Below are 22,635 nucleotides of genomic sequence, written 5' to 3' on the forward strand. Positions count from 1 at the left end.
TCTTTCACCGCTATCAATAGTGCTACTCGTTACAACTGTTTAACCACATAAATCGTAGCTGGTAAAAGCTTTACCTTTCACTGCTAAACACAGCTATGAAAGAAACAGCAGAAAAACGAGCTAAGCCGAAACCTGCTGAAATCCGAAACGCAGTTAAAAAACCTAGCCCCGCAGAACCACGTAAACTATCTCGTCACGCGCTCTTTGGCAATTAACCCGCGAAAAGAGTTATCAATCTGAACTTAATCGCTACAAGAAAACAAAGAGACTAGGGAAAGCAATTCAGTAAAACAAGGAACGCCGTAGCGACCCAGCCACCCCACCCGTTCACGCATATGCCTACAATAAGCATCATGACTAAGAACAGAAACCATAACAATCACAGCGCTCCCGTCAGCAGTTTTGCGGAAAATCTTTTCGCAAAACTAGGTCATACGCTCACTCCTGAGCATTTAGTAGAAGCTCTCACCCACCGCTCGTTTACGCACGAGCATGAGGGAACGGTCAGCTACGAACGTTTAGAGTTTCTGGGCGACGCTGTGCTCGAACTGGTTGTAACGGAAAGTCTGTTCACTCAGCATCCTGATTATTCTGAAGGTCAGATGGCGAAAATCCGCGCAAAAGCAGTATCTGAGCAGATTTTAGCGCCAATCGCACGTAACGAGCTGAACGTCGGACCGATGATTTTGCTTGGTAACGGTGAAGCCGATGACGGCGGTGCAGATAAAGACTCAATTTTATGCGATATTGTTGAGTCCTTAATTGGCGCTGTCTTTATTGAGCACGGTATCGATGCCGCGCGCGAAACGGTTCACCGCCTCATCGACGCATCTCTCGAAAAAGTCAGTCATGAAGGCCCTTCGTTGGACTGGAAAACTTCTCTCATGAAAATCGCTCACGAGCTAAAAATCAATGAACTCACCTACCGCATGGAAGTGGGCGGACCGAACTTTGCGCAAGTCTTTACGGCTTACGCTCAACTGGAAGAAAACGAACGCAGCCGAGCGCTTGGTATCGATGCGAGCAAGCCGCTGGGGCAGGGCGAGGCGTCAACGAAACGTAAAGCGCAAATGATTGCTGCCGAGCATGCGTGGAAGGCGCTAAACGCATTAAAAAATACAAACAAATAATAGCCGTACACATAGCGGACAAAAAGGGGCGTATTTCCTGCCTCTTACGATAGTATTAAGCAACATACCGTCACAAGCGGTTACGGACAGTGAACACAATGAACACACTATCGTAAGAGGTTTCTATGGCATTGCCAACACCTTTACAAGCTTTTAGCGCGCTACCGAAAAACAGCGCTGAATCAGCCGTGTCCAAGGGCGAGAAAATGACCGGAGCTCAGGCTCTTGTACGTTCTTTGGAAGATATTGGCGTCACTGACGTCTTTGGTATTCCTGGCGGCGCTATTTTGCCGGTGTATCACGTTATTAACGACGACACCAAGTTCCGTTTCGTGCTTACGCGTCACGAGCAGGCTGCTGGTCATGCGGCTGAGGGGTACGCGCTGGCAACGGGCAAGGCGGGCGTAGCGATTGTTACGTCTGGTCCGGGTGCGACGAACACCATTACCTCGATTATGAATGCGCAGATGGATTCGGTGCCACTGGTTGTTATTACTGGTCAGGTGGGTGCGCATCAGATTGGTACGGATGCGTTCCAGGAAACCGATACTGTGGGCATTACGTACCCAATCGCTAAGCATTCGTATCTGGTAACGAACGCTCAAGATATTCCGCGCGTTATTACTGAAGCTTTCCATATCGCTACTACTGGTCGTCCTGGTCCTGTAGTGATTGATTTAACCCGTTCTGCGCAAACAGGAGACATGTATTATTCCTGGCCTCAGTGCATGATTTTGCCTGGTTATGCGCCAACAACGAAAGCGCATGGCAAGGTTTTGTCTCAAGCAGCACGCTTGATTCAGCAGTCTTTCCGCCCGGTTTTGTATGTGGGCGGTGGCGCGATGCGTTCGGGCGCGTCCGCTCAGGTAGACAAACTCATGAACATTACCAACGCTCCAGTGGTTACAACTCTGAATGCGCGCGGTATTGTGTCTGATGAAGATGAGCATAACCTCGGTATGATTGGTATGCACGGTTCGATTGCAGGTACGGGAGCAGTACAGAACTCTGATTTGCTGATTGCTATTGGTGCGCGCTTCTCCGACCGCGTTACCGGCAAGCTTTCTGAGTTTGCTCCTCGGGCACGTGTTATTCATATAGATATTGATCCTGCTGAGATTGGTAAAAACCGTGAGCCAGACGTGCCTATTGTGGGCGATGTTGCTGAGGTTTTAGATGCTTTGATTCCGGAAATTCAGGCTCTGCAGAACGTTGAGGGCGCTGTTGACTTGAGCGATTGGTGGAACCTGCTTAACTCTTTGCGTGAGAATTATCCAACTGATTACACGCGCGAAGGAGATATTCCAAGCGACGGCAGCCTCTCGCCTCAGTGGGTGGTAAAGAAGCTGTCTGACGAGGCCGATAAGAACACTATTTGGGTGGCTGGCGTAGGTCAGCACCAAATGTGGGCAAGCCAGTTGGTTGATTTTACTCAGCCTCGCTCGTGGCTGTCTTCTGCAGGTGCTGGAACTATGGGTTATGGATTACCAGCAGCTTTGGGTGCTCGTGTTGCCTCCGAACGCGAATTTAATGGTGAAAAACCAGTGTGGCTTATTGATGGCGATGGTTCCTTCCAAATGACCTCGCAAGAAATGGCAACTCTTTTCCAAGAGCACACTCCTGTGAAGATTGCTATTTTGAATAACTCCGTGTATGGCATGGTTCGCCAGTGGCAGACGCTGTTCTTCGATGAACATTATTCCGCCACTATGCTGCATGATGGCGACGAACATGCAGGCAATGCTGGCACTGAAGAATTCTTTGACGTTCCAGACTTCGTGAAGCTTGCTCAGGCGTATGGTTGCGTGGGATTGCGTGCTACCACGCAGGAAGAGGCTGAAGAGGCCATTAAAACTGCGAACAGCATTAACGACCGCACAGTGTTGATTGATTTCCGTGTATGGAAAGATGCTATGGTGTGGCCAATGGTTCCAGCTGGAAACTCCAACGACAACGTGAACTATCGCGAAGGCGAACAGCCTTTGAAGAACGTGGCAATGCAGCGCGAAGCTGCTGCCGCACAGACCGCACGCATTCAAGCAGAAACTGAAGAAGCAATGCAGAATGCCCGCGCAGAAAGGTCCAATCTGTAATGGTTAATAATCTTTCTTTACAGCCAGGAGCTACCCGCCACACCTTGTCTGTTTTGGTGGAAAACCGTCCGGGTGTGCTCGCTCGCGTGTCTTCGCTGTTCGCACGCCGTTCGTTTAACATCGACTCGCTATCGGTGTCTCCTACCGAACGCGAAGATATTTCACGTATTACCGTCACCGCCATGGTGGAGCCAGCTCCTCTTGAGCAAATTATTAAGCAACTCAATAAGCTGCTGCATGTTCTCAAGATTGTGGAACTCGACCCAGACAACACAGTTGAGCGCGAACTCGTGCTGATTAAAGTGGCAGCCACCGAACAGAACCGTTCAGACATCTTAGAGATTGTGAACCTCTTCCGCGTGCGCGTGGTGGATGTTCACCCTCAAAGCCTCACCATTGAGGCTACCGGAGCTGCCGGTAAAATCGACGCTCTGCTCGGCTTACTCTACCCTTACGGCGTCCTCGAACTCGTGCGCTCAGGATCGGTAGCCGTCAACCGCGGACCGCACGCTTTGAGCGATAAAGTAGCAGGTTCGGAGATTAACGAGCGCTAAGGCTGATTATTTAGCAAAGGGACAGTACTCGTTTGTACTGTCCCTTTTTTGATTGCATACAAAACCGTGGCTGAGAAGTTCTCGGCCACGGTTTTGTGTTTTACTTGATCGTGAGCGTGTGCTTACTTAAGCGTTAGCTTTCGGATAGATAGCGCTGCTGCAGACGCAAGAACAAGAGCAACCGCAAACCAAGGTTGGAACAACAGACGAACCCGTTGCAGCAAGCTTTATACCCTTAGCGGACTTACCTGCTACATGAGTCGCTGCACCTTGAGCTGGGGCCTTGGTGCACTGGTTACTATTGTTCTTCTGGTTGTTGTTCTGGCTGGTGTTAGTCTGGGTATCACCGTTCTGACTGTTACCGTTGTTTGATGTTCCCGGATTGACTGGTTTCTCAGGCGGCTCAGGCTTTTCTTCACCAGGCAGAGCGACCAACGCATTCACAGCGTTCATCGGCTGACGTGTTGCCACATCCACAGATGATTGATTAACATCTCGGCCGGCAGCATCCTTATAATCCAGCACTCGCTGCGCATGAGCGCGAACAATAGCCAGAGTATCCAATCCTGCCTCCTCATAAGCACTTGGATCTACCGCCTTTGCTTTTTCAAGAGCGGCAGTCAGCGCGCTCTTATCTACAGGATGAGCCCATGGCTCTGCAGGTTGCGGCTTCGTTTCTGGCAACCACGCTGGCTCCCACCAGAACAATCCCAAGCCAGCCTTCTTATCCAAGCTGTTCACCGTATTGGCAACATCGCGAATCTCGTCGGTCTGACCCTGTACAGAAATAAAGACCGTCGCCGCGTGGCAGCATATCTACGCCAGGTGTATACAGCCCTCGATGAGCAAACCGCTCGCGATGCGTTAGAAGATTTCCATGCAAGTGAACTGGGCCAGCAATACACGATGGCCTATCGTGTATGGGATAACGCATGGGGTAGATTCATACCGTTTTTGCAGTTCGGTTCAGCTACCCGTAAGGTTATTTATACGACCAATGCGATTGAATCGTTGAATTACCAGTTACGCAAAATTATTAAGAATCGGTCGAGTTTTCCCAATGATATTGCAGCGGTCAAACTGTTATGGTTAGCCATTTGTAATATCGAGGACAAACACAGACGCGAGCGCTTAGAACGCGACAAAAACAAAGACCACTTCCACAAAAAATCTGACAAGCTCAGACACGTCGAACGCATCCTGTCTCACACCAGGCAGAATCCTCACAGCAAGCATAGTCAACCAACCAGCACTAAAACAAACAATAAAATCAGCGTAGTGCAACCAACCATTTACACAAAATTCCTGACACCCTTCCAAATGTTGTTCTAAGTCCCAAGAAGCCGCCATACAACGCAAAAGGGCGTTGTATGCTCGAAAAGTCAAGCAAAACAACGCCCTCACAAACAAACAACCGCCCGCTACCCTTGCCTCACACGCTGCACAAGGTTCTTCACTGCCCCATGCTTCGGCGAAAACATCCAAGCTATCACGAACAATCCTGTAATCACCAGCACGATTGTTCCACCGGTTGCCAAATCCAGACTCCACGAGAAGTACATTCCCAGCACCGAGGCAACACATCCCAGAATCGGCGACAAGAGCATCATCACAGTCAATTTGTCGGTCAACAATCGCGCGGTCGCCGCCGGCCCCACCAACAGCGCCAACACAAGCACATTTCCAATAATCTGCACCGACACCACCACAGCCACAGCAACCGTCACATACAGCATTACGTCCAGCCATAGCACAGGCAATCCGGTTGCGGCCGCCGTTTCTCTATCCATCGACACACACACAAGCTCTTTGTGAAACACGAAGAGCAGACTCAAAATAAGCACACCAGTCACAGAAATCACTGCTATATCCGAATTAGGTATGCCAGTAATCGACCCAAATAAGAATGATTCCAGCGATCCAGCGTATCCTTGGGCTTTAGAAATAATAACGATACCCAAGGCAAAAGCTGAAACGAAGAAAATGCCAATAAAGGAGTCTTCGCGCAACCGTCTGTTTTGGCTAAAAAGCGCCACAATAATCGCAGTAATAATGCCTGCGAGCGCGCCACCAATCAGAAGGTTTCCTTGCAAAATAAAGGCGATAGCAAGACCAGGGAAAACGGAATGCGCCACGGCATCTCCAATAAAAGCCATGCCGCGCAGCACAACGTAGCATCCTACTACGCCGCAAATCACGCTCGACATGCAAGCAACAATAAGCGCTTTAAGAAGAAACCACAGGTCTGGATTGGTTAAGTCTAAAAGAAAATCAAGAGGACTAAGCATGGTTCATATCTTTCGTAATCAAGCGGATAAGAGAGGAATCTTCGCGAATGTTAAAGGTTTGCGCCCATTGAGCTGCGGTCAAAGCGCTCGGAACATCGTCTCCCACTATCGAGCCGTTAAACAGCAAAATGCGTGAGCAGGACTGAATCGACCCCACGATGTCGTGCGAGCTCATAATAATCGACTCGCCTTCGTCGGTTAGCTTGTGGAAGAGGTCAGTCAGCAACTCTTGGCTCGGCATATCTAAGCCTGTGAACGGCTCATCGAGCAGTAAAATATGCGGCTGACCTGCCAAAGCTCGCGCTACGAGCACGCGCTGACGCTGACCGCCCGAAAGTTCACCAATCACGCGGTCTTTAAAACCAAGCATTCCCGTGCGCTCCAGCGCGGTGAGCGCGGCACGATAGTCCTCTATGCGAGCGCGCCTGCCATAACCGATGTGGCGGATACGACCCATCAGCACCACGTCGAGCACGGAAATCGGAAAATCCCACGCAACATCATGGCGTTGCGGCACATACCCCACATAGCGCGTGCGATAGTGCTTGTCGTGCTCGGTATGGAACAGAACCTCGCCAGCGCATGACTTCTGCAGCCCCATAATTGTGCGGAAAAGCGTCGTTTTTCCCGCTCCGTTCGGGCCGAGCAGACCCACGAAATCGCCGGGCATCACGCGGAAAGATATGTTATTAACCACGTGATTTTGTCCGAAAGATACGTGCAGATTTTTGACTTCTACGCCGGGCACATGCACAGGCCGCTCTTGCGAGTTCTGCACAGCACATTCCTCCAGCATCTGCTCCTTCTCAACTTTTTTCATAAAACCCTCCTCACGCTTTCAACGCCTAAGCTTTCAGCTTTCTGAGCTAAGCTGCCGTTTTCCACACTTGCACGCTACCATCAATCACCAAAAACACCGCCACTCACCCCAAACACTTCTTAAGCGACCGCGCATTCTCACGCATCATCTGTGCATACGAATGCACGTGCGCGTCAAAAGCATCACCATAAATCGGGCAAATCTGTATATTGTTATCGTGCGCAATCTGTTGCAGCACAGAGGAACGCGACATAAGGTTTGGTTCCAAAAATACAGCCGGTATTTTAAGGTCTCTCAAAGTTTGCGCTAAACGTTTTCTATCTTGAATCGACGGCTCACTCGATGGGTTAATAGTTACGAAGCCGGCAATTTTCACGTTATACGCTTTGCCGAAATACGCGAAAGCATCGTGCGTAGTTACGAGATTTCGTCGTTCCCCAGGTATGGAAGCGATTGTTGAACGCACGTAATCGTCCACATCCATCAGCTCCTCAATATATTGCGCCGCGTTGCGACGGTATGTTGCCTCGTTTTTTGGATCTACTTGAGTGAGACGATCGGCAATAGTTTTTACGTATGCAATACCGTTGCTCACCGACTGCCACAAATGCGGGTCAATATCGCCATGCACGTGCTTTCCGAGTACGGCTTGCGGGAGCTGATAGATTTTTGATTTTTTCGGCCCTAAGAAAGAGTATCCGCCGCCTGCAGGTATTTCTTTGATAGCTTGGGACGGAACTTCTACGATAACCTCTTTTGGTGTGTAATAGGTACGCTGTCTTGTAGTGCTACGCGAGGATTGCGCGTCATCTGCTCGCACAGAGAAATCTTGGGACACGATATTATAAGCAAGGTCAGCATGTCCTTGATTCAGCACGACTGATGCGCCACGTTTTTTCGCGACCTGCAGAGCGTTCACGCCAACGGCAAAAGTGATGCGCGTGCTTCCTAAAGACTGCAGTTTTTCGCCTTGTGCGTTGTAATGGTCAGCGCGAATATCGAGACTGTATACGCCCGGCTTGGAGAACGCCCAACTTAAATGCGTATGAGCGTCAGCTGGCAAATCAACATAATCATGCGCATCAATACCGTCAGCAGAGTTAAAATAAACGTCTACATTGCCAAAAGTTCCAGTCAAATAGGCAAATAAATCTCCTGGACCTTGCACTTTCGTAGCAGTTAAACGGATCTGGTCAGAACGCGAAATATCTGCATGCACAGCATTTCCACTGCCCTGCGTTTGCGTTCCTTCTGTTACAGAACGTTCCACACGTTCCGTGGCTAATCCCAACCAAAGCGTATCAAGCGAAACGTCTTCAATCATCGGAATAATATCCGCCGCGTTTTTAACGCTTTCCTCAGCTAACTGAACGTTCGGCACGCCTTTGCGAACGTTGGAATCCAAAGCAGTAATAATGCTGTGCTCTTCAAGTAACATATAGTTACTAAAAGCAATATCGGCATACACAATATTGCGGATTGACGCAAGGCTTGGCTCGTAGGAGTGAGGGTCAGCATTATCGGGAATGATTGATGCCACGGTTGCAGCATCTCCAGCAACATGAGCAACCATGTCGCGCAGAACTCCCGTTGTCGTTACTACGCAGATCTTGTCGCTACGACGGGCTGAACATGCAACAGATGACGAGACAGCGGCTGTGCGCGAGCATCCCGCGCACAAACCGACGCTCATTGCAAGAGCTACAATGACTGCCATACCTACCATAATGCGAGCGCGAAGAACTTTACGCATGAGCATTCCTTTTTACGAGCAGAACAGCACATGTGCACAGCACGCTTAAAATAACGCCTGCACAGGTAATAATCATCCACTCAGGAAGAGGCAGCGAGCTTTCAGAGACTCCGGCGAGTAAAGGCATTTTCTGTTTTCCTTTGACTGCGCGGATTGCCTGAGCTGAAGCAGAGTTTTCATCCGAAGCGTTCTTGCCGTCAGCATTTTCAGCGTCTTTCTTCTCCTCATCTAAATTGGCGGAATTGTTGGCGATTGCATCACCATCAAGGTTTGAATTCAAAGCTGGCAGACCTCCACGAGAACCGCGGGCAGAGCTAGTAGCTGCAGCCTGAGCCACCCCTCGCCCAGCAGAAGACTGAGCTTGAGCTGTGCAGGCAATCGGCATCTTCCACGGGTCAACATCTCCCACAGCAAAATGAATATTGCGCGTTACTGTGCCAGACAATGCTGCATAAGCCAAAGTTACTGTGTAATAGCCAGGAGCACTAAAATCCCAATTCGCATGAGTATGCGTATTGCGCATCATCGTGTAGCTGTATGGGCCGGATGTAGAAACCACGGTGGTATTTGCTTGTCCCAAGTTTCCTTGAAGCCATACGCGCACTGAACCAGGACCTTGCACACGCAATAAGGTCATAGATACTGGCAAATGCGGTTTCATCGACTGATTATTCCATCCCAACCATGGAACTCCCGCAACCGCAGACTGCGGAATAGAATATCCCGAACCGTTACGCGCTTGCGAACCGTGCACCCAGAAAACTACTCCAGATGTATCGCGCAACACATGCGAACCCGTAGAATCTTCCTGAGCTGCCATAGCTAAACCGCCACCCACAGGCGTGTATGCGGCAATATCCACATGACCATGCTCTATGACCATGGCTTGGCGTCCCCTATTTCTCAGATCTGCCAGCGTGAGGCATGCGTTCTGTTGGGTAGGAGAGTTCTGTTGGGCAGAAGAATTTTGTGATGGAGCTGGGTTAGTTGGAGCGCTTGGTGTGCTTGGCTGCTCCGGCGTCGAAGGCGTAGAAGGAGTAGAAGGAGTAGAAGGCTGCTCGCCCTGCCCACCGTGTTCGCCCTGCCCTGCCGACGAAGCTGAACCTACCTGAAAAGTGTACGCCTGAACAGCAGTTTGCACCTGTCCGTTAATCTGCGCAGTTGCTTTCATCGTCAACACATATGTTCCTGGACGAGTAAACGCCCACTGCACATGTTCATGCTGACCAATCTCCAACTGATGCTGAGTAGACCACTGCCCTTGGTCTGCTGGAGCGCCTGCAACAGCAACATTAGGAGATGCCATCTTAGGATGAACAACATTTCTTCCATCCCATGTCCACATATACACAGCACCATCTTGTGGACCAGACATGGATTCCATATTCAGCAACAAAGATCCCTGAGCCTGACCAGTTAGTGCTTCACTGCTGAATCCTGCCCACAACATTCCTGGCTGACGAGAAAACGGAATCTGCCAAAACTCATTATTCACCGTAGCTTTGCGCAAAAAATCATATTGCGAATCTAAAGTAGTGGCAACAGTTGTTTTCGCAGTATCGTCCACCACAAAAATCAGACGGCTCGGATCATAACGCACACCGTTCTCTGCGCGCGAATCAATCTCATCAGCACGCGAGGCTAAAACCATCTTGCCCGAAGCATCAACATAAGCTGCGAAAGCATCTGCATGAACAGCTCCCACACGGCATTTGACAGAAGCAGGAATCTGCGCAGATTCTTGTGCTGATGTTGCAGAGTCCGTATTTGCTCGGCGAGCGTTATCGCACAACGCAAGATTAGCCTGCGCATTCTCACTGGCAACAGCTGTCTGAGGATGCGCAAAACCTGTCATGCTCATCATCACTGCACATAAGCAGGCACACACTCCCGCATATGCTCGTACTGTTGTTCGCCTCATCAGTTCTTTTCTCCCTCTACCTCACTCTTACTGGAGAAATCATCAAGCGCTTTTTTCTTTGCAGACGCAGAAAAACGCATCACAATAATCATGAGGATAAGAGCCACAACAGCAATCACAGCCGCACACGCAACAATAACTGTTAACAGTCGTTCAGAATTATTCTCAGGAGTAGTTACCTCAGCAGCACTGTTATTAGCAGTTTGAGCGCTTTCCTGAGCATCCGACTGCTCCACGTCTTGCACAGCGTTACTCTGAGGCAAAGCATCTTGAGCTTTTACGCCCGAACCAACAGCAAAGTTCAGCGTTGCTGTGTGAGAAACGCTCTGACCGTTTTTGAGCTGACCAGAGATGGTAAAAGTAAGATGATAAATGCCTTTTTGAGAGAAAACCCAGTTCGCATGAGTATGCATATTGGCTTCGATCCACGTTTTCTGAGGCATAGCAGCATCAGAGCTCCACAGCTGCTGAGGAGCTTGAAGATTACCATTTTCGAGGTAAACGTGAACCTTTCCTGGCCCTTCTACCTTATCTAAGCTCAGGTTAGCGCCACCAGCCAGTTCGTTGACTACCTGACTTTCTTGAGTATTCCATCCCAGCCACATGACTTCAGGATTTTGAGTTTGAGGAATAACGTACAGTTTTTCGCCTGTTTGAGCGCCAATAAAGCTGTATGCGGCATCGCTCGGCATGGCGATAATAGCTTTATCTGATACTTCAACCACCACATCATCAGGATTTCGCCATACAGGAGTATCGCCGGTATCGTCACGGATTTTGAGCTTCCATGAGCCTTCGCTTAACGTTGGGCCAAAATCAGCATGACCTTTTTGCAGAAGTATTTTCTGCGTATCGGCATGAGCAATATTGATATTTATACCTGTACACAAGCATGTGATGACAGCACACAGCACAGCGACATAGAGCACAATGCGCTTACGAGTAGTCATAATAAGTCCTTCACTACCGCAAACAAGGCATAGCAAAAGAAGGCATACCTTGCTCACACTAAGAAAATTGAAATTTGTTCGCATATGAGGGCTTACACAGCCCCAAGCTCCTTGCACGCGCAAGGAGCTATATTCTTGGAAAAATGTGAAAGATAATGCCTTACTACCCTATGCGACGCTTGACCACGAGAATGGTGGCAACCACTGCCATTGCGCACAAAGCAACAGTTAATACGCCTGCAGACACCATAAGAACCCACGGAGTTGGTGCAGTATTCGTCTTCTGTGATGCCACAGTATGATTTTTCTGCTTCTTCTTATCCTTAAGAGGTTTGTAGGATGTCTCCTGCGCGTCTAGCAGCGTGGACTGACCGGCAGCTTCTTCCGCTTTATTACCCTCGTCTTGAGCTGATGGAGCAGTAACGCTCGCACCTGTTGACAAAATGGAGCCAGCACCTGCACCAATGCTTGCTGGAGCAGCAAAGTTTGAGACCTGAGGGCTCAATGTTGCAGGTGTTACCGCGGCAGAATTGCCAGTAAATGCATTGGTTTTGGACGACAAACCCGCACCGCTGTGTGATGTGTCGTACACGCCAGAGTTCTTTGGAGCATCTCCAGGAACGACTGTAGGAACTGGTGCTGGTGGAACCGTAACTGCGGAGTCAGATTTTTTGTCTGGCTTAGCCTCTGGCTTAGTCTCAGGTCGAGAAGAAGTCTGAGACTTTACGCTCAAAATAACATCGCCAAAATCATCAAATTTCTCGTTGCGATATAGCGTGCCATCCTCAAACTCAAGTGAAGCTCTCACCGTTGCGCCGTCCATAGACTCATCAACAACAAGATCGTAATTCGTGTCAGTCTGACGAGTAAGTGTTCCATCCCCAGCGTCGGTATCGTGAGGAATATCAATCTTTGTGAAGGTCTTTTCGCCCTTCTTCTTAATAAGCCACACGCGCTTTTGAACAATTGACGTTACCGTACCAACAGGATTGCTCAAGCCCAATCCTTTAGCATCAGTCGGCACGCGAGGGTTATAAATTTTCGAGGTAAAATGAACGGTTTCGCCCGGCTTATACACGCGCTCATCAGCAATCGCACGCACAACAGGACGCATATCTATACCATGATCGTCAACAGCAATATGAGCTTTAGCCGATGCTAATTCATTCACGTGACTGTCTAAAGCGCGCACATATACCATCATATTGTTCATCGCTGGCTCAGCAGGAAGCTCCAAACTGCGCGCGTATAGGGTCGTTCCTTCGTCAGGCTTTTCATCTGCACGCACATAACGCCATTCCAAGTTCTGTGTTCCCTTAGGAATACTGTCTTGCGGAATGTACAGGCTCAAACCGCTGTATTCATACGAGTGAAAATGAGCGTGAGTGCCTTTATCGCGATTACCGAGGATTTTAAACTCAGAGCTTGGATTTGAAGGATTATCGGTAGGCTGGGTCGACTCGGTTGGGTTGCTTGGTGTACTTGGCTGTGTTGGCTCGGACGGATTATCTGGCTGAGAAGATGGAACCTTGCCCAGTTCAGTAACGATATTTTCTTCGTCCGAATACACTTTGCCCGTATTATCTTTGACGATGAAGGTGTAACGCACTACCCCAGTACTTACCGATTTACCCGTTGTTTTAGATGTAATAATCGTTTTAACATCTAAATGATAGGTGCCGGCAGCTGTAAACATCCAGTTGGCATGCTGATGCGATAGCGAATCTTGATGCAAGATTCCTGGCATAGCAAAGCGACTGCCCTCTTCTTCCGTATCATCTTTGTCATCTTTTTCAAAAGATTCAACAGCTCCACCCATCTCACCTGAATCGAAAATTAAAACTTTTCCATCTTCAGGAGCGCTTACGCGGGTGACAACAATGTCAGCTGTTGCGTCATGACTGGTGCGAGCGCCTACAGCGTCGCGACCTTCTCCTGTATCCCAACCAGGATAAGGAGCAACATTCATATCGCTTTGAGATTGATCCAAGAACCAGTAGCCATAACTTGTATCGTATTTTAGTTCAGGATGACCTAAATCTTTTTCGCTATATGCCGTTACTGGAACTGTAATCGTTGAGCGGTTGGGATTGTACAGCGTATTGCCATATTCTAATCCCTGCAGTAGTTTTCCACCTTGAATAAACGGATAGAAAACATCAACATGTCCACGTTCAATGGAGAGGTCTTGATCTTTGTATTCCATAGAGCTTGCATGAGCAGTATGTGAGGAATAACCCATCAAGACAGAAAATGAAATTATCACGGCGAGCGCGCTTAAACTGCAACGCCTGAGATTCTTTGCGAGGGTTGCCATTATGGTCTTTCTACCATGTAAGTTAATAATCGCAACATTTTGGGCACCGTGCCCAATGGTTTTAGTGTATCGTGCACTAGGTATATCGGGCAAGTTGGCGCGGGTCGGGCGGTTTAACGGGCGCGGTTGTGAGGAGGCTTGTGAGACGGGTTATGAGACAAGACACATTCAACACGTCATACGCTACAAAACAGATTGACATACACAGCATGTTTATAAGCTCAAGTCTGCCCATATAGCTTGCTGAAAACCGTGCCTCCTCCGCCTCCACACAATCAAGCCTCAGCCAGACCAATGCTAACACCTCGCCGTGCACGCTGTCCACAAGTCCTCCGCACGCAATTGATTAAAATATTAATAGAAAATAATTGAATACAGCGCTTTCCTGCTTCCTCTCGAAAAATCACTCCATTCAGCTTTTAATTTAAGGTTCAGCAATGAAAAAATCGTGGCTCGCCCTAGCACTCGTTGGAATCCTCATTGCTTTGGCAGGCATTATTACGCTAGCAATCGTGCGGTCGAATTCACCGCTGCACTACGTCACCGATACTTTTGGAGTAAAAATACCTTCGACCGTCAAGATTAATTCTTTTCGCACACAACCAGATTGGGACGGTCGTTTATCATATGGCACCTTGAATGCACACAAAGGTAGCTCCACAGGCTTGGTAAATACTGCGAATTTTACTCCGCTGAAAAATACCTCAGATACACGTGTCTCTCAGTTGGTTAAAGACGTTAATACAGCCTTTCACATCTCTGATGCACAGCCCGAAAGTTCTCATATCCTTTATCAGAAAATAACGATTAAGGATGAGAGCCTTCTGGTTATTTTTTACGATTCAGTTGCTGAGAAATATTTCTTCTACGGAACTCGTTATTAACCAGAACGCCTGCCCTATCCCTCTACAATCTCGCTCTTTTCGAGCCATTCCATTTCCAGCTCGTCAATGTGTGAGCGCACAGCTTCAACCTGCATGTTTATCTCGTTCAGCCCCACAAAATCGCTTGGATTGTGCGCAGCCATTTGCTCTCCAAGCTGCTTTTGCTCGTCCTGCAGTTTAGCGATTTTCCGTTCGATAGCACTCATACGCTTGGAAGCTTCACGTTTAGCAATACGCGCCGCTTTATCGTCAGCAGTATGTGATGATTGCGTCTGAACGCCTGCAGAAGTAAGCACGGACTCATTACCTGTGCTCACTATGCCGCCAGAAATAGGATTATCAACAATCTCTTTGCCCTCTAATAAAGCAAAGTAATCGTCTACGCCGCCTGGCAAATGACGGATTTTACCGTCAAAAATAGCAAACTGGTGATCCGTAACGCGCTCTAGCAGATACGCATCATGAGAAACAACAATCAAAGTACCTGGCCAGGTATCGAGTAAATCTTCCATAACTGTGAGCATGTCGGTATCTAAATCGTTGCCCGGCTCATCCATAATCAGCACGTTCGGCTCATCGAGCAGAATTAACAGCAACTGCATTCGACGTTTCTGACCGCCCGATAAATCTGCTATAGGAGTCATCAGTTGCGCTGCAGAAAAACCTAAACGCTCCATAAGCTGACCAGGAGTTGTTTCTTTTCCATCAACAATATAGCTTGGCTTATAACGGCTCAAAACTTCTTTTACGCGATACTTTCCGAGCTTCTCTAACTCGTCTAATCGCTGAGATAGCACAGCAAACTTAACGGTTTTACCAATATTTACGTGCCCTGCAGTAGGCGCTAAACTGCCGTCAATAATCTTGAGAAGCGTTGATTTTCCAACACCATTAGCACCCACAATGCCGAAACGATCGCCAGGGCCAATCAGCCACGTAACGTTATCGAGGATGCGCTTTCCGGTAACCGTGCGCGTTACTGCCGCTCCGCTTTCGCTGTCTTGCGTAATGTCAACACTGACAGATTGAGGTGTCTGTTCCGCTTCGCTCTGCTCATAGACTTGCGTTACGTCAATTAAATCGACTACCTGCTTACCCAAACGGGAAGTAGCCATAGCTTTCAGCTCCACAACGTTACGAGGTTCAGGAACGTCGGCAATCAGCTCTTGCGCAGTTTTTACATGGAACTTCTGCTTTGTTGAGCGAGCGCGAGCGCCGCGGGTGAGCCAGGCGAGCTCTTTGCGCGCTAAGTTTCTGCGCTTCGTTTCGGCTACATCTGCCTGACGTTCGCGCTCTACGCGCTGCATCATGTAGGCAGAGTATCCACCTTCGAAAGGATCAATGATTCCGTCATGCACTTCCCACATGCGCGTGCACACTTCGTCGAGGAACCAGCGGTCGTGGGTTACGACAAGCAGAGCGCCCGCATTGGCAGACCATCGACTTTTTAAGTGTGCGGCCAGCCAGTGGATTGTCAGCATATCCAGATGATTGGTTGGCTCGTCGAGTACAAGAATATCCCAATCACGCAGCAGTAAGCGCGCTAAATCAACGCGACGGCGCTGACCACCCGAAAGAGTTCCAACAAGCGCGTCTAAAGGAATATCAAGCAAAAGCATTTCGACGATAGCTCGCGAGCTGGCATCCGCCGCCCACTCATACTCTTCGCGACCTTCTAAAGCAGCCTGCGCAACGGTTGCGTTATCGTCTAAACTGTCGCGCTGATCGAGCATACCTAAACTTAAACCGCCGCGCTTGGTTACACGACCTGAATCAACTGGCTGAAGTCCCGCTAAAATGCGCAACAAAGTGGACTTACCGTCACCGTTTTTACCCACGATACCAATGCGGTCGCCTTCAACAACGCCGAGCGTTACATCACGGAAAATGGTTTTTGTCGCAAAATCGAGGGATACGTTTTCTAAGCCAATGTCATGAACAGGCACGAACAAAATCTCCAGTCTAAAAAATTATTAAGCGTTCTTCTGCAGAACGCGCGAAAAACTTGCGCAGCGAGCCGCGAACGAGGAGAAAACAGTATCGGCCACGCGATGCAGCGTGGCTTCATTTTCGCGGAAGTCCTCGCGAATCTTCTTTATCTGAGACTTCTTCAGCCCTTTAATCATTTCTGGCTGCTCCAACCATTGCTCCAAAATAGTTGGCGAAACCTCTAAATGGTACTGCAAACCGAGCGCCGAACCGTAGGCAAAGGCTTGAACTTTCGTGGCATCGCTTTTCGCAATAACTATTGCGCCTTCCGGAGCAGAAACTACGTCATTATGCCAGTGCAAAACGGTTGTGCCTGCAGAATCCATCGGCGCGAAATCATGACGATTAACGCGGTCAATATGCGCAAAACCAATCTCAGGTTCTTTGCCTTTCTTCAGCTTGCCCCCCAAAGCAGCAGCAATAATCTGATGTCCCAAACACACACCCAGCACAGGCTTATGCTCTTGAACCGCCGCCTTCACAATTTTCTGTTCAGCCTTAAGTCCCGGATACTCGTCGAAGTCGAGTGCTCCCATCGGACCGCCCATAAGCACCACGCCGCAATACTCTTCAGGCGCAGGAAGATTAGGCTTCTTCTCGTTAAGTATGGAGAGAACGCGGGTGGGGATGCCGGCTTCTTCCAAACTTTCCTGGATATAACCAGGGCGTTCCCACTGCACGTGCTGCACGATAAGAACATATGGCTTTGAGGTTTCAGTCATAGTGCTATTGTGCCACGCGGTCTTTACGTGAGGGTTGGCAGTGGGGACAATTCACCTCGTACTACAGTTTTACGCCAAAAGTTTTGGCTTGTTTGTATAGTGCGAGGTGATTTGATTGCTGTGTAGGGCGATCGGGTCTACTTTACGCTCGGCTTTAACTTTCATCCGTAACAACATCAGTGAACGCTAAATCTCTCTGACCCATTAAAACTGACTTGGTAAAGGCTTTACCATGTAGTGCTAACGCACATCTACGAAAGCTACAGCAAAAAACCGCGCGGAAAGCAGAAACAACCACTACACAATCGGCGAAATTGCGCCCATCTGTCGGACAAGACTAATAATCTCTTATATATGAGTACACAAATGTCGAAGGCAGCTGCCTCACAAAAGGTCTATAATACTGCGACGCACAGCATTATTCCGTTCGAACCGCTACGCTCTAGACACGTAGGCATGTATGTGTGTGGCGCCACCGTACAGAGCTCGCCGCATGTCGGGCATTTGCGCGCAGCTGTTGCGTTCGATATTATCCGCCGCTGGTTCATGAAGCTGGGCTACGACGTTACTTTCGTGCGCAACGTTACCGATATCGACGATAAGATTCTCGACAAGTCCGCGGCCGCCGGTCAGCAGTGGTGGCAGCGCGCGTACATTTACGAGCGTGAGTTTACGCAGTCCTACGATCTGCTCGGCGTTCTGCCGCCGACGTACGAACCGCGCGCGACTGGTCATGTGCCAGAAATGATTGATTTGATTTCGCGTTTGATTGAGCGCGGTCACGCGTACGTTGTGCCGAACGCTGATGGCACACCGTCGGGCAACGTTTACTTTGATGTGCCAAGTTGGAACAAGTACGGCGAGTTGACGCATCAGGAAGCCGGCACGCAAAGCGCAAATGCAGACGTCGAAGCTGCCGCCCCATCCATCGATAAGGCCGGCGACGATAAATACAATCCACTAGACGCCGCAGACCTGTCGAAAGACAAGCATTCCCTTCGCGATTTCGCTTTGTGGAAGGCTCCGAAAGACACCGATCCGCTCACTGCTCGTTGGGAGACGCCATTTGGTACGGGTCGTCCAGGCTGGCATATTGAATGCTCGGCAATGAGTCACAAGTATTTGGGTGACGATTTCGATATTCACGGCGGTGGCTTGGATCTGCGCTTCCCACATCATGAGAACGAAGTGGCACAGTCTCACGCTGCCGGTTGGGGTTTTGCTCATGTGTGGATGCACTCGGCATGGGTCACCCAAAAGGGCGAAAAGATGAGCAAGTCTCTGGGCAACGGTTTGAGCTTGTCCAATGTTCTCGAAGGTTATACCCCATGGATTGTGCGCTACGCTTTGGGCGGTGTGCAATACCGTTCCATGCTCGAGTGGAGCGACCAAACTTTGGAAGAAGCACGCGCTGCATACGAACGCATTACCGGCTTCCTCGACCGCGCTCACGAGCTATTAGAAGACAACAATATCGAGCCAGTAACCACTGAAGACATCGCGCACACAACTGCCGACGAGCTGCCAGCAGCTTTCGTTACCGCCATGACCGATGACTTCAATATTCCTGGTGCTTTGGCTGCAATCTTTAGCACGGTTCGTCAAGGAAACACCGCAGTAGCGAACAACAATGCACAAGAAGCAGCACAAACCGTAACCGCTGTGCGCGCTATGTTGGATGTTCTCGGTCTCGACCCCGAAAACCAGACATGGGCTTCCTCTGTATCGTCCAACGCGAACTCCACGAACAGCGCAGAACACGCAGCTCTCGATGCGCTCATTAAAACTCAGCTCGAAGCTCGTGCACAGGCTCGCGCTTCCAAAGATTTTGTACAGGCCGATGCTATTCGCGACGCCCTGAACGCAGCAGGTATTACTATTGTAGATGACCCGCAAGGCTCCACCTGGAAAGTGAAAGAATAAGGACTTATGGCTACATTCAGTTCCCTCACCGATCGCCTGTCGAACGCTTTTAAGAACCTGCGTTCGAAGGGTAAATTGTCTGAAGCGGATATTGACGGCACTATTCGCGAAATCCGTCGTGCTCTTCTCGATGCCGACGTAGCCGTGGACGTTGTACGCTCCTTCACCGGACGCATTCGCGAGCGCGCGCTCGGCGCGGAAGTAAGCGATGCGCTCAATCCTGCTCAGCAGGTGGTGTCGATCGTGCACGAAGAGCTTACTGCTGTTTTGGGTGCAGGCGTTGATCGTCCACTCAACTTCGCTAAGAATCCGCCAACAATTATTATGCTGGCCGGTTTGCAGGGTGCTGGTAAGACTACCTTGGCGGGAAAACTTGGTTATTGGCTTAAAGATACTGGTCACACGCCTTTGCTGGTGGCTGCTGATTTGCAGCGTCCAAATGCTGTTACCCAGTTGGAGGTTGTGGGCGAGCGCGCCGGCGTAGAAGTTTTCGCGCCTGAGCGCGGTGTTTCCTCGGAAGCTGTAGCTGCAGGAACTGCCACTCCAGGTCAGGACGCTGGCAATCCTGTGCAGGTGGCTCGCGATTCGATTAGCTACGCTCAGCAGAAAATGTACGACACGGTTATTATCGATACCGCTGGTCGTTTGGGCGTGGACGAAGAGCTTATGCAGCAGGCTCGCAACATTCGCGATGCTGTAAACCCTCAGGAAATTTTGTTCGTTATCGACGCCATGATTGGTCAGGATGCTGTGGTTACGGCGAAGGCATTCGACGAGGGCGTTGATTTCACTGGTGTAGTCCTCTCCAAGGTGGATGGCGATGCGCGCGGTGGTGCAGCTTTGTCTGTGGCGAGCGTGACGGGTAAGCCGATTTTGTTCTCTTCTACCGGTGAAGGTTTGAAGGATTTTGAGGTCTTCCACCCAGACCGCATGTCGTCGCGTATTTTGGATATGGGCGATATTCTCACTCTTATCGAGCAGGCTCAAAAGCAGTTCGATGAGGAAGAGGCGAAGAAGGCTGCAGCCAAAATGTCGGAGGGCACTTTTGGTTTGGACGACTTCTTGGCTCAGCTTCAGCAGGTGCGTAAGCTCGGTTCGATGAAGTCTTTGCTCGGCATGATTCCTGGCATGGCCGCTCACCGTAAGGAGCTTGAGCAGCTCGACGAGAAGGAAATCGGCCGCACAGAAGCTATTATTCGTTCGATGACTCCTGAAGAGCGTCGCAATCCGTCGATTATTAATGGTTCTCGTCGCGCCCGCATCGCCTATGGTTCCGGCGTAACTGTTACCCAGGTTAACGGTCTCTTGCAGCGCTTCGAGCAGGCTGCCAAGATGATGAAGCGTATGGGCAATTCCGTAGGCATTCCAGGTATGGGTGGCGCTATGGGCATGGGCGCTCCTTCCGCGAACTCGCGTAAGGGCAAGAAGCTTAAGGCCGCTCAGAAAAAGAAGAACAAGTCTAAGAGCGGTAACCCTATGAAGCGCGCTCAAGAAGAGCAGGCTTTACGCGACCGTTTGGCCGGTAAGAAGCCCGCAGCTCCTCAAGGCGCATCCTTTATGAAGCAGCAGGAGATTCCAGATATCCCTCAGCTTCCCGATGGTTTCGGCGGATTAGGTAGTTTGCTCGGTGGCAACTAAAAAGTCTCGCCGCGCAGCACAAAAGAAAAGCGCGTCTTCTTCTCAGAGGCGCGCTTCGTCTGTTTCGCGCAGAACGGTTTCACGTGGAACATCCGCATCTGCACAGCATCCGCGCACTCTCACGCATATGAAGGGCTTTTCCAGCGCCCAATCAGAACTTCTGCAGCGCGCTTCAGGCTCACCGAAACGCAAGAATTCGCGTTCAACGTCTCAGTCAAAGAACCATCAACCGAAAAGAGTATCTATGATTTTATGGTGCATTCTAGGCTGTATTGCTTTATGGATGGCTTTACGCTATCTTCCTGCCGGATGGGATTCCTTCGGTCCGCTGCCATTTATTACCGCTCTTATTCCTCTTCTTGCAATCCCCCTGTGCGGCGTGCTGGCTCTCAGCCTATTTACGCACAGCACGACTCAGGTCTGGACGAGTATTGCTCTGCTAATCGTTCATATTGTGTGGTCGCTCACCTATTTTGTGCCACTTCCTGCTGAGATTATGCCTGTGCTTGGCTCTCCTCGGCAAAGCATGAACAGTGCCGTCAGCACTGACTCTGAACAGACGATTACTGTGATGACGCTTAACGCGCGTTACGGACATGCAGATACCAGCGCGATTATTCACACGCTCAAACAGATGAATGTAGATGTGCTTGCTGTGCAAGAGGTAAGCAGTGACTTCGTTAAGCGTTTACACGAAGCCGGCATAGATACTCTCATGCCGCACGAACAGTTAGGTGAGAAAAAAGCAAGCGATAACGGCGGTTTTAATGCTCTCTGGTCGCGCTATCTCGTCACACAATCAGGCTCAACTTTGCTGAACAACATGGGTTCTCACACGCCGTGGATAACCGTACAAGTCAATAATCAAGCCGTGCACATCGTCTCCACTCATCCATATTCCCCACAGCGCAGTACTGAACAATGGCATCATGATATTACTGCTTTAGCCAGCCTGTCGAGCGGAACAGATGTTCCCACAATTGTGATGGGAGATATGAACTCAAGCACTGTTCATCCGAGTTTGCGCTCTACAATCAACACTGGTTTGCTTGATTCTTCTCTTGAACTTCATAGTGGGGCACATCCTACTTTCCCATCATCATGGACTTTCCTGCCAAGCATGATTGAAATCGATCATGTGCTCCATACGCGCGAAATGCAGTCAGTTAGCGTAAAAACTGCTGTTATACCGCGAACCGATCATAAAGCGCTTATCGCTACGCTGAGCTGGCGCTAACGTACAATAAAAACGAAACGAACAAAGGAAGCATCATGGCAAAGAAACAAGCAGTAACTTTTAGCGAGGAATGGGACTACACACACGTAACAGGCGTGCGTGCACACGTGGCCAGGCTGTCGGGAACCGTAACTTTTCGCGTAACTTTTAGCCGCACAAACGGTTTAGAACTAGCCAATGGCGAGTACGAAATTCAAACGGATAGCAAATATATTCCGCACTCCATCGTGGACCGCATTATTGCCGACGATATTGCTGCAGCTCAGCGTGCTCACAAGTAGTAAAAATCGAGCCGTTCCGATAAACTAGAACGCGTTATCTGCGTATGTTGGCGCCCTCAATTCCAATATGCGCGGGGTTACACGTTGCTCAGTGATTGCGTGCCCCACACGGATGACCTGAACAACACCCTCATG

The 22,635-nt window shown here is 49.6% G+C and carries 17 protein-coding genes and 1 pseudogene; 9 read left to right on the forward strand and 9 right to left on the reverse strand.

The window, feature by feature from the left end; all coding sequences use genetic code 11:
* The first annotated feature begins 353 nt into the window (after positions 1–353).
* From rnc to ilvN, 3 genes are all read left to right on the forward strand, one after another.
* Positions 354–1,130: a ribonuclease III gene (gene rnc / locus HMPREF2909_RS02330; protein WP_071415080.1), complete on the forward strand. Its 777-nt coding sequence runs from the start codon at positions 354–356 to the stop codon at positions 1,128–1,130.
* Between the two features lie 125 nt (positions 1,131–1,255).
* Positions 1,256–3,223, forward strand: coding sequence for an acetolactate synthase large subunit (locus HMPREF2909_RS02335; protein WP_071415081.1), 1,968 nt, complete (start codon positions 1,256–1,258; stop codon positions 3,221–3,223).
* Positions 3,223–3,777 carry an acetolactate synthase small subunit gene (gene ilvN / locus HMPREF2909_RS02340; protein ID WP_071415082.1) on the forward strand — a complete coding sequence of 185 codons (555 nt, stop codon included), beginning with the start codon at positions 3,223–3,225 and terminating at the stop codon, positions 3,775–3,777. The genes HMPREF2909_RS02335 and ilvN overlap by 1 nt, the downstream gene beginning before the upstream one ends.
* Before the next feature lie 126 nt (positions 3,778–3,903).
* On the opposite strand, the gene HMPREF2909_RS02345 is transcribed toward ilvN, so the two are convergent.
* Entirely contained in the window at positions 3,904–4,593 is a 690-nt protein-coding gene (locus HMPREF2909_RS02345; RefSeq protein ID WP_084797213.1) for a glycosyl hydrolase 53 family protein, read from the reverse strand.
* Between HMPREF2909_RS02345 and HMPREF2909_RS09810 the strand changes: the two are divergent.
* Positions 4,555–4,908 (forward strand): annotated as a pseudogene (locus HMPREF2909_RS09810) (transposase); the annotation flags it as partial. The gene HMPREF2909_RS02345 and the pseudogene HMPREF2909_RS09810 overlap by 39 nt on opposite strands.
* A 290-nt stretch (positions 4,909–5,198) precedes the next feature.
* Here HMPREF2909_RS09810 and HMPREF2909_RS02355 read toward each other — a convergent pair.
* The 6 genes from HMPREF2909_RS02355 to HMPREF2909_RS02380 all read right to left on the reverse strand — a co-directional run bounded on the left by HMPREF2909_RS02355 (position 5,199) and on the right by HMPREF2909_RS02380 (position 13,751).
* Positions 5,199–6,065, reverse strand: a complete 867-nt coding sequence (locus HMPREF2909_RS02355; protein ID WP_071415085.1) for an anchored repeat-type ABC transporter permease subunit — start codon at positions 6,063–6,065, stop codon at positions 5,199–5,201.
* Positions 6,058–6,861 carry an anchored repeat-type ABC transporter ATP-binding subunit gene (locus HMPREF2909_RS02360; RefSeq protein ID WP_084797339.1) on the reverse strand — a complete coding sequence of 268 codons (804 nt, stop codon included), beginning with the start codon at positions 6,859–6,861 and terminating at the stop codon, positions 6,058–6,060. Before HMPREF2909_RS02360 ends, HMPREF2909_RS02355 begins: the two co-directional genes overlap by 8 nt.
* A gap of 127 nt (positions 6,862–6,988) precedes the next feature.
* Complete coding sequence (locus HMPREF2909_RS02365; protein ID WP_071415086.1) at positions 6,989–8,644, reverse strand: anchored repeat ABC transporter, substrate-binding protein; 1,656 nt, start codon at positions 8,642–8,644, stop codon at positions 6,989–6,991.
* Positions 8,631–10,559, reverse strand: coding sequence for a choice-of-anchor M domain-containing protein (locus HMPREF2909_RS02370; protein WP_084797215.1), 1,929 nt, complete (start codon positions 10,557–10,559; stop codon positions 8,631–8,633). Before HMPREF2909_RS02370 ends, HMPREF2909_RS02365 begins: the two co-directional genes overlap by 14 nt.
* Positions 10,559–11,509, reverse strand: a complete 951-nt coding sequence (locus HMPREF2909_RS02375) for a choice-of-anchor M domain-containing protein (protein WP_071415088.1) — start codon at positions 11,507–11,509, stop codon at positions 10,559–10,561. The genes HMPREF2909_RS02370 and HMPREF2909_RS02375 overlap by 1 nt, the downstream gene beginning before the upstream one ends.
* A 163-nt stretch (positions 11,510–11,672) precedes the next feature.
* Positions 11,673–13,751: a choice-of-anchor M domain-containing protein gene (locus HMPREF2909_RS02380; protein WP_168165259.1), complete on the reverse strand. Its 2,079-nt coding sequence runs from the start codon at positions 13,749–13,751 to the stop codon at positions 11,673–11,675.
* Between the two features lie 512 nt (positions 13,752–14,263).
* Here HMPREF2909_RS02380 and HMPREF2909_RS02385 point away from each other — a divergent pair.
* Positions 14,264–14,710, forward strand: a complete 447-nt coding sequence (locus HMPREF2909_RS02385; RefSeq protein ID WP_071415090.1) for a hypothetical protein — start codon at positions 14,264–14,266, stop codon at positions 14,708–14,710.
* A gap of 14 nt (positions 14,711–14,724) precedes the next feature.
* Here HMPREF2909_RS02385 and HMPREF2909_RS02390 read toward each other — a convergent pair whose 3' ends face one another.
* Together HMPREF2909_RS02390 and HMPREF2909_RS02395 are read right to left on the reverse strand one after the other, a co-directional pair.
* A complete protein-coding gene (locus HMPREF2909_RS02390; RefSeq protein WP_071415091.1) occupies positions 14,725–16,656 on the reverse strand; it encodes an ABC-F family ATP-binding cassette domain-containing protein in 1,932 nt (643 codons plus the stop codon).
* A 27-nt stretch (positions 16,657–16,683) separates the two neighbouring features.
* Positions 16,684–17,421, reverse strand: coding sequence for a type 1 glutamine amidotransferase (locus tag HMPREF2909_RS02395; RefSeq protein WP_071415092.1), 738 nt, complete (start codon positions 17,419–17,421; stop codon positions 16,684–16,686).
* A gap of 354 nt (positions 17,422–17,775) precedes the next feature.
* Between HMPREF2909_RS02395 and cysS the strand changes: the two genes are divergently transcribed.
* The 4 genes from cysS to HMPREF2909_RS02415 are packed head-to-tail and all read left to right on the forward strand — an operon-like array spanning position 17,776 to position 22,500.
* The gene (gene cysS, locus HMPREF2909_RS02400; protein WP_071415093.1) at positions 17,776–19,344 is read left to right on the forward strand and encodes a cysteine--tRNA ligase; all 1,569 of its coding nucleotides are present in this window, start codon (positions 17,776–17,778) and stop codon (positions 19,342–19,344) included.
* A gap of 6 nt (positions 19,345–19,350) precedes the next feature.
* Complete coding sequence (ffh, locus tag HMPREF2909_RS02405) at positions 19,351–20,982, forward strand: signal recognition particle protein (protein WP_071415094.1); 1,632 nt, start codon at positions 19,351–19,353, stop codon at positions 20,980–20,982.
* Positions 20,972–22,219 (forward strand): endonuclease/exonuclease/phosphatase family protein, encoded by a 1,248-nt coding sequence (locus HMPREF2909_RS02410; protein WP_084797217.1) that lies wholly within the window; start codon positions 20,972–20,974, stop codon positions 22,217–22,219. Before ffh ends, HMPREF2909_RS02410 begins: the two co-directional genes overlap by 11 nt.
* Positions 22,220–22,254: 35 nt before the next feature.
* On the forward strand, positions 22,255–22,500 hold the full coding sequence (locus HMPREF2909_RS02415; protein ID WP_071415095.1) for a hypothetical protein: 246 nt from the start codon (positions 22,255–22,257) through the stop codon (positions 22,498–22,500).
* The last annotated feature ends 135 nt before the right edge of the window (positions 22,501–22,635 follow it).

The sequence above is a fragment of the Alloscardovia sp. HMSC034E08 genome (assembly GCF_001813415.1).
GTDB lineage: Bacteria > Actinomycetota > Actinomycetes > Actinomycetales > Bifidobacteriaceae > Alloscardovia > Alloscardovia omnicolens.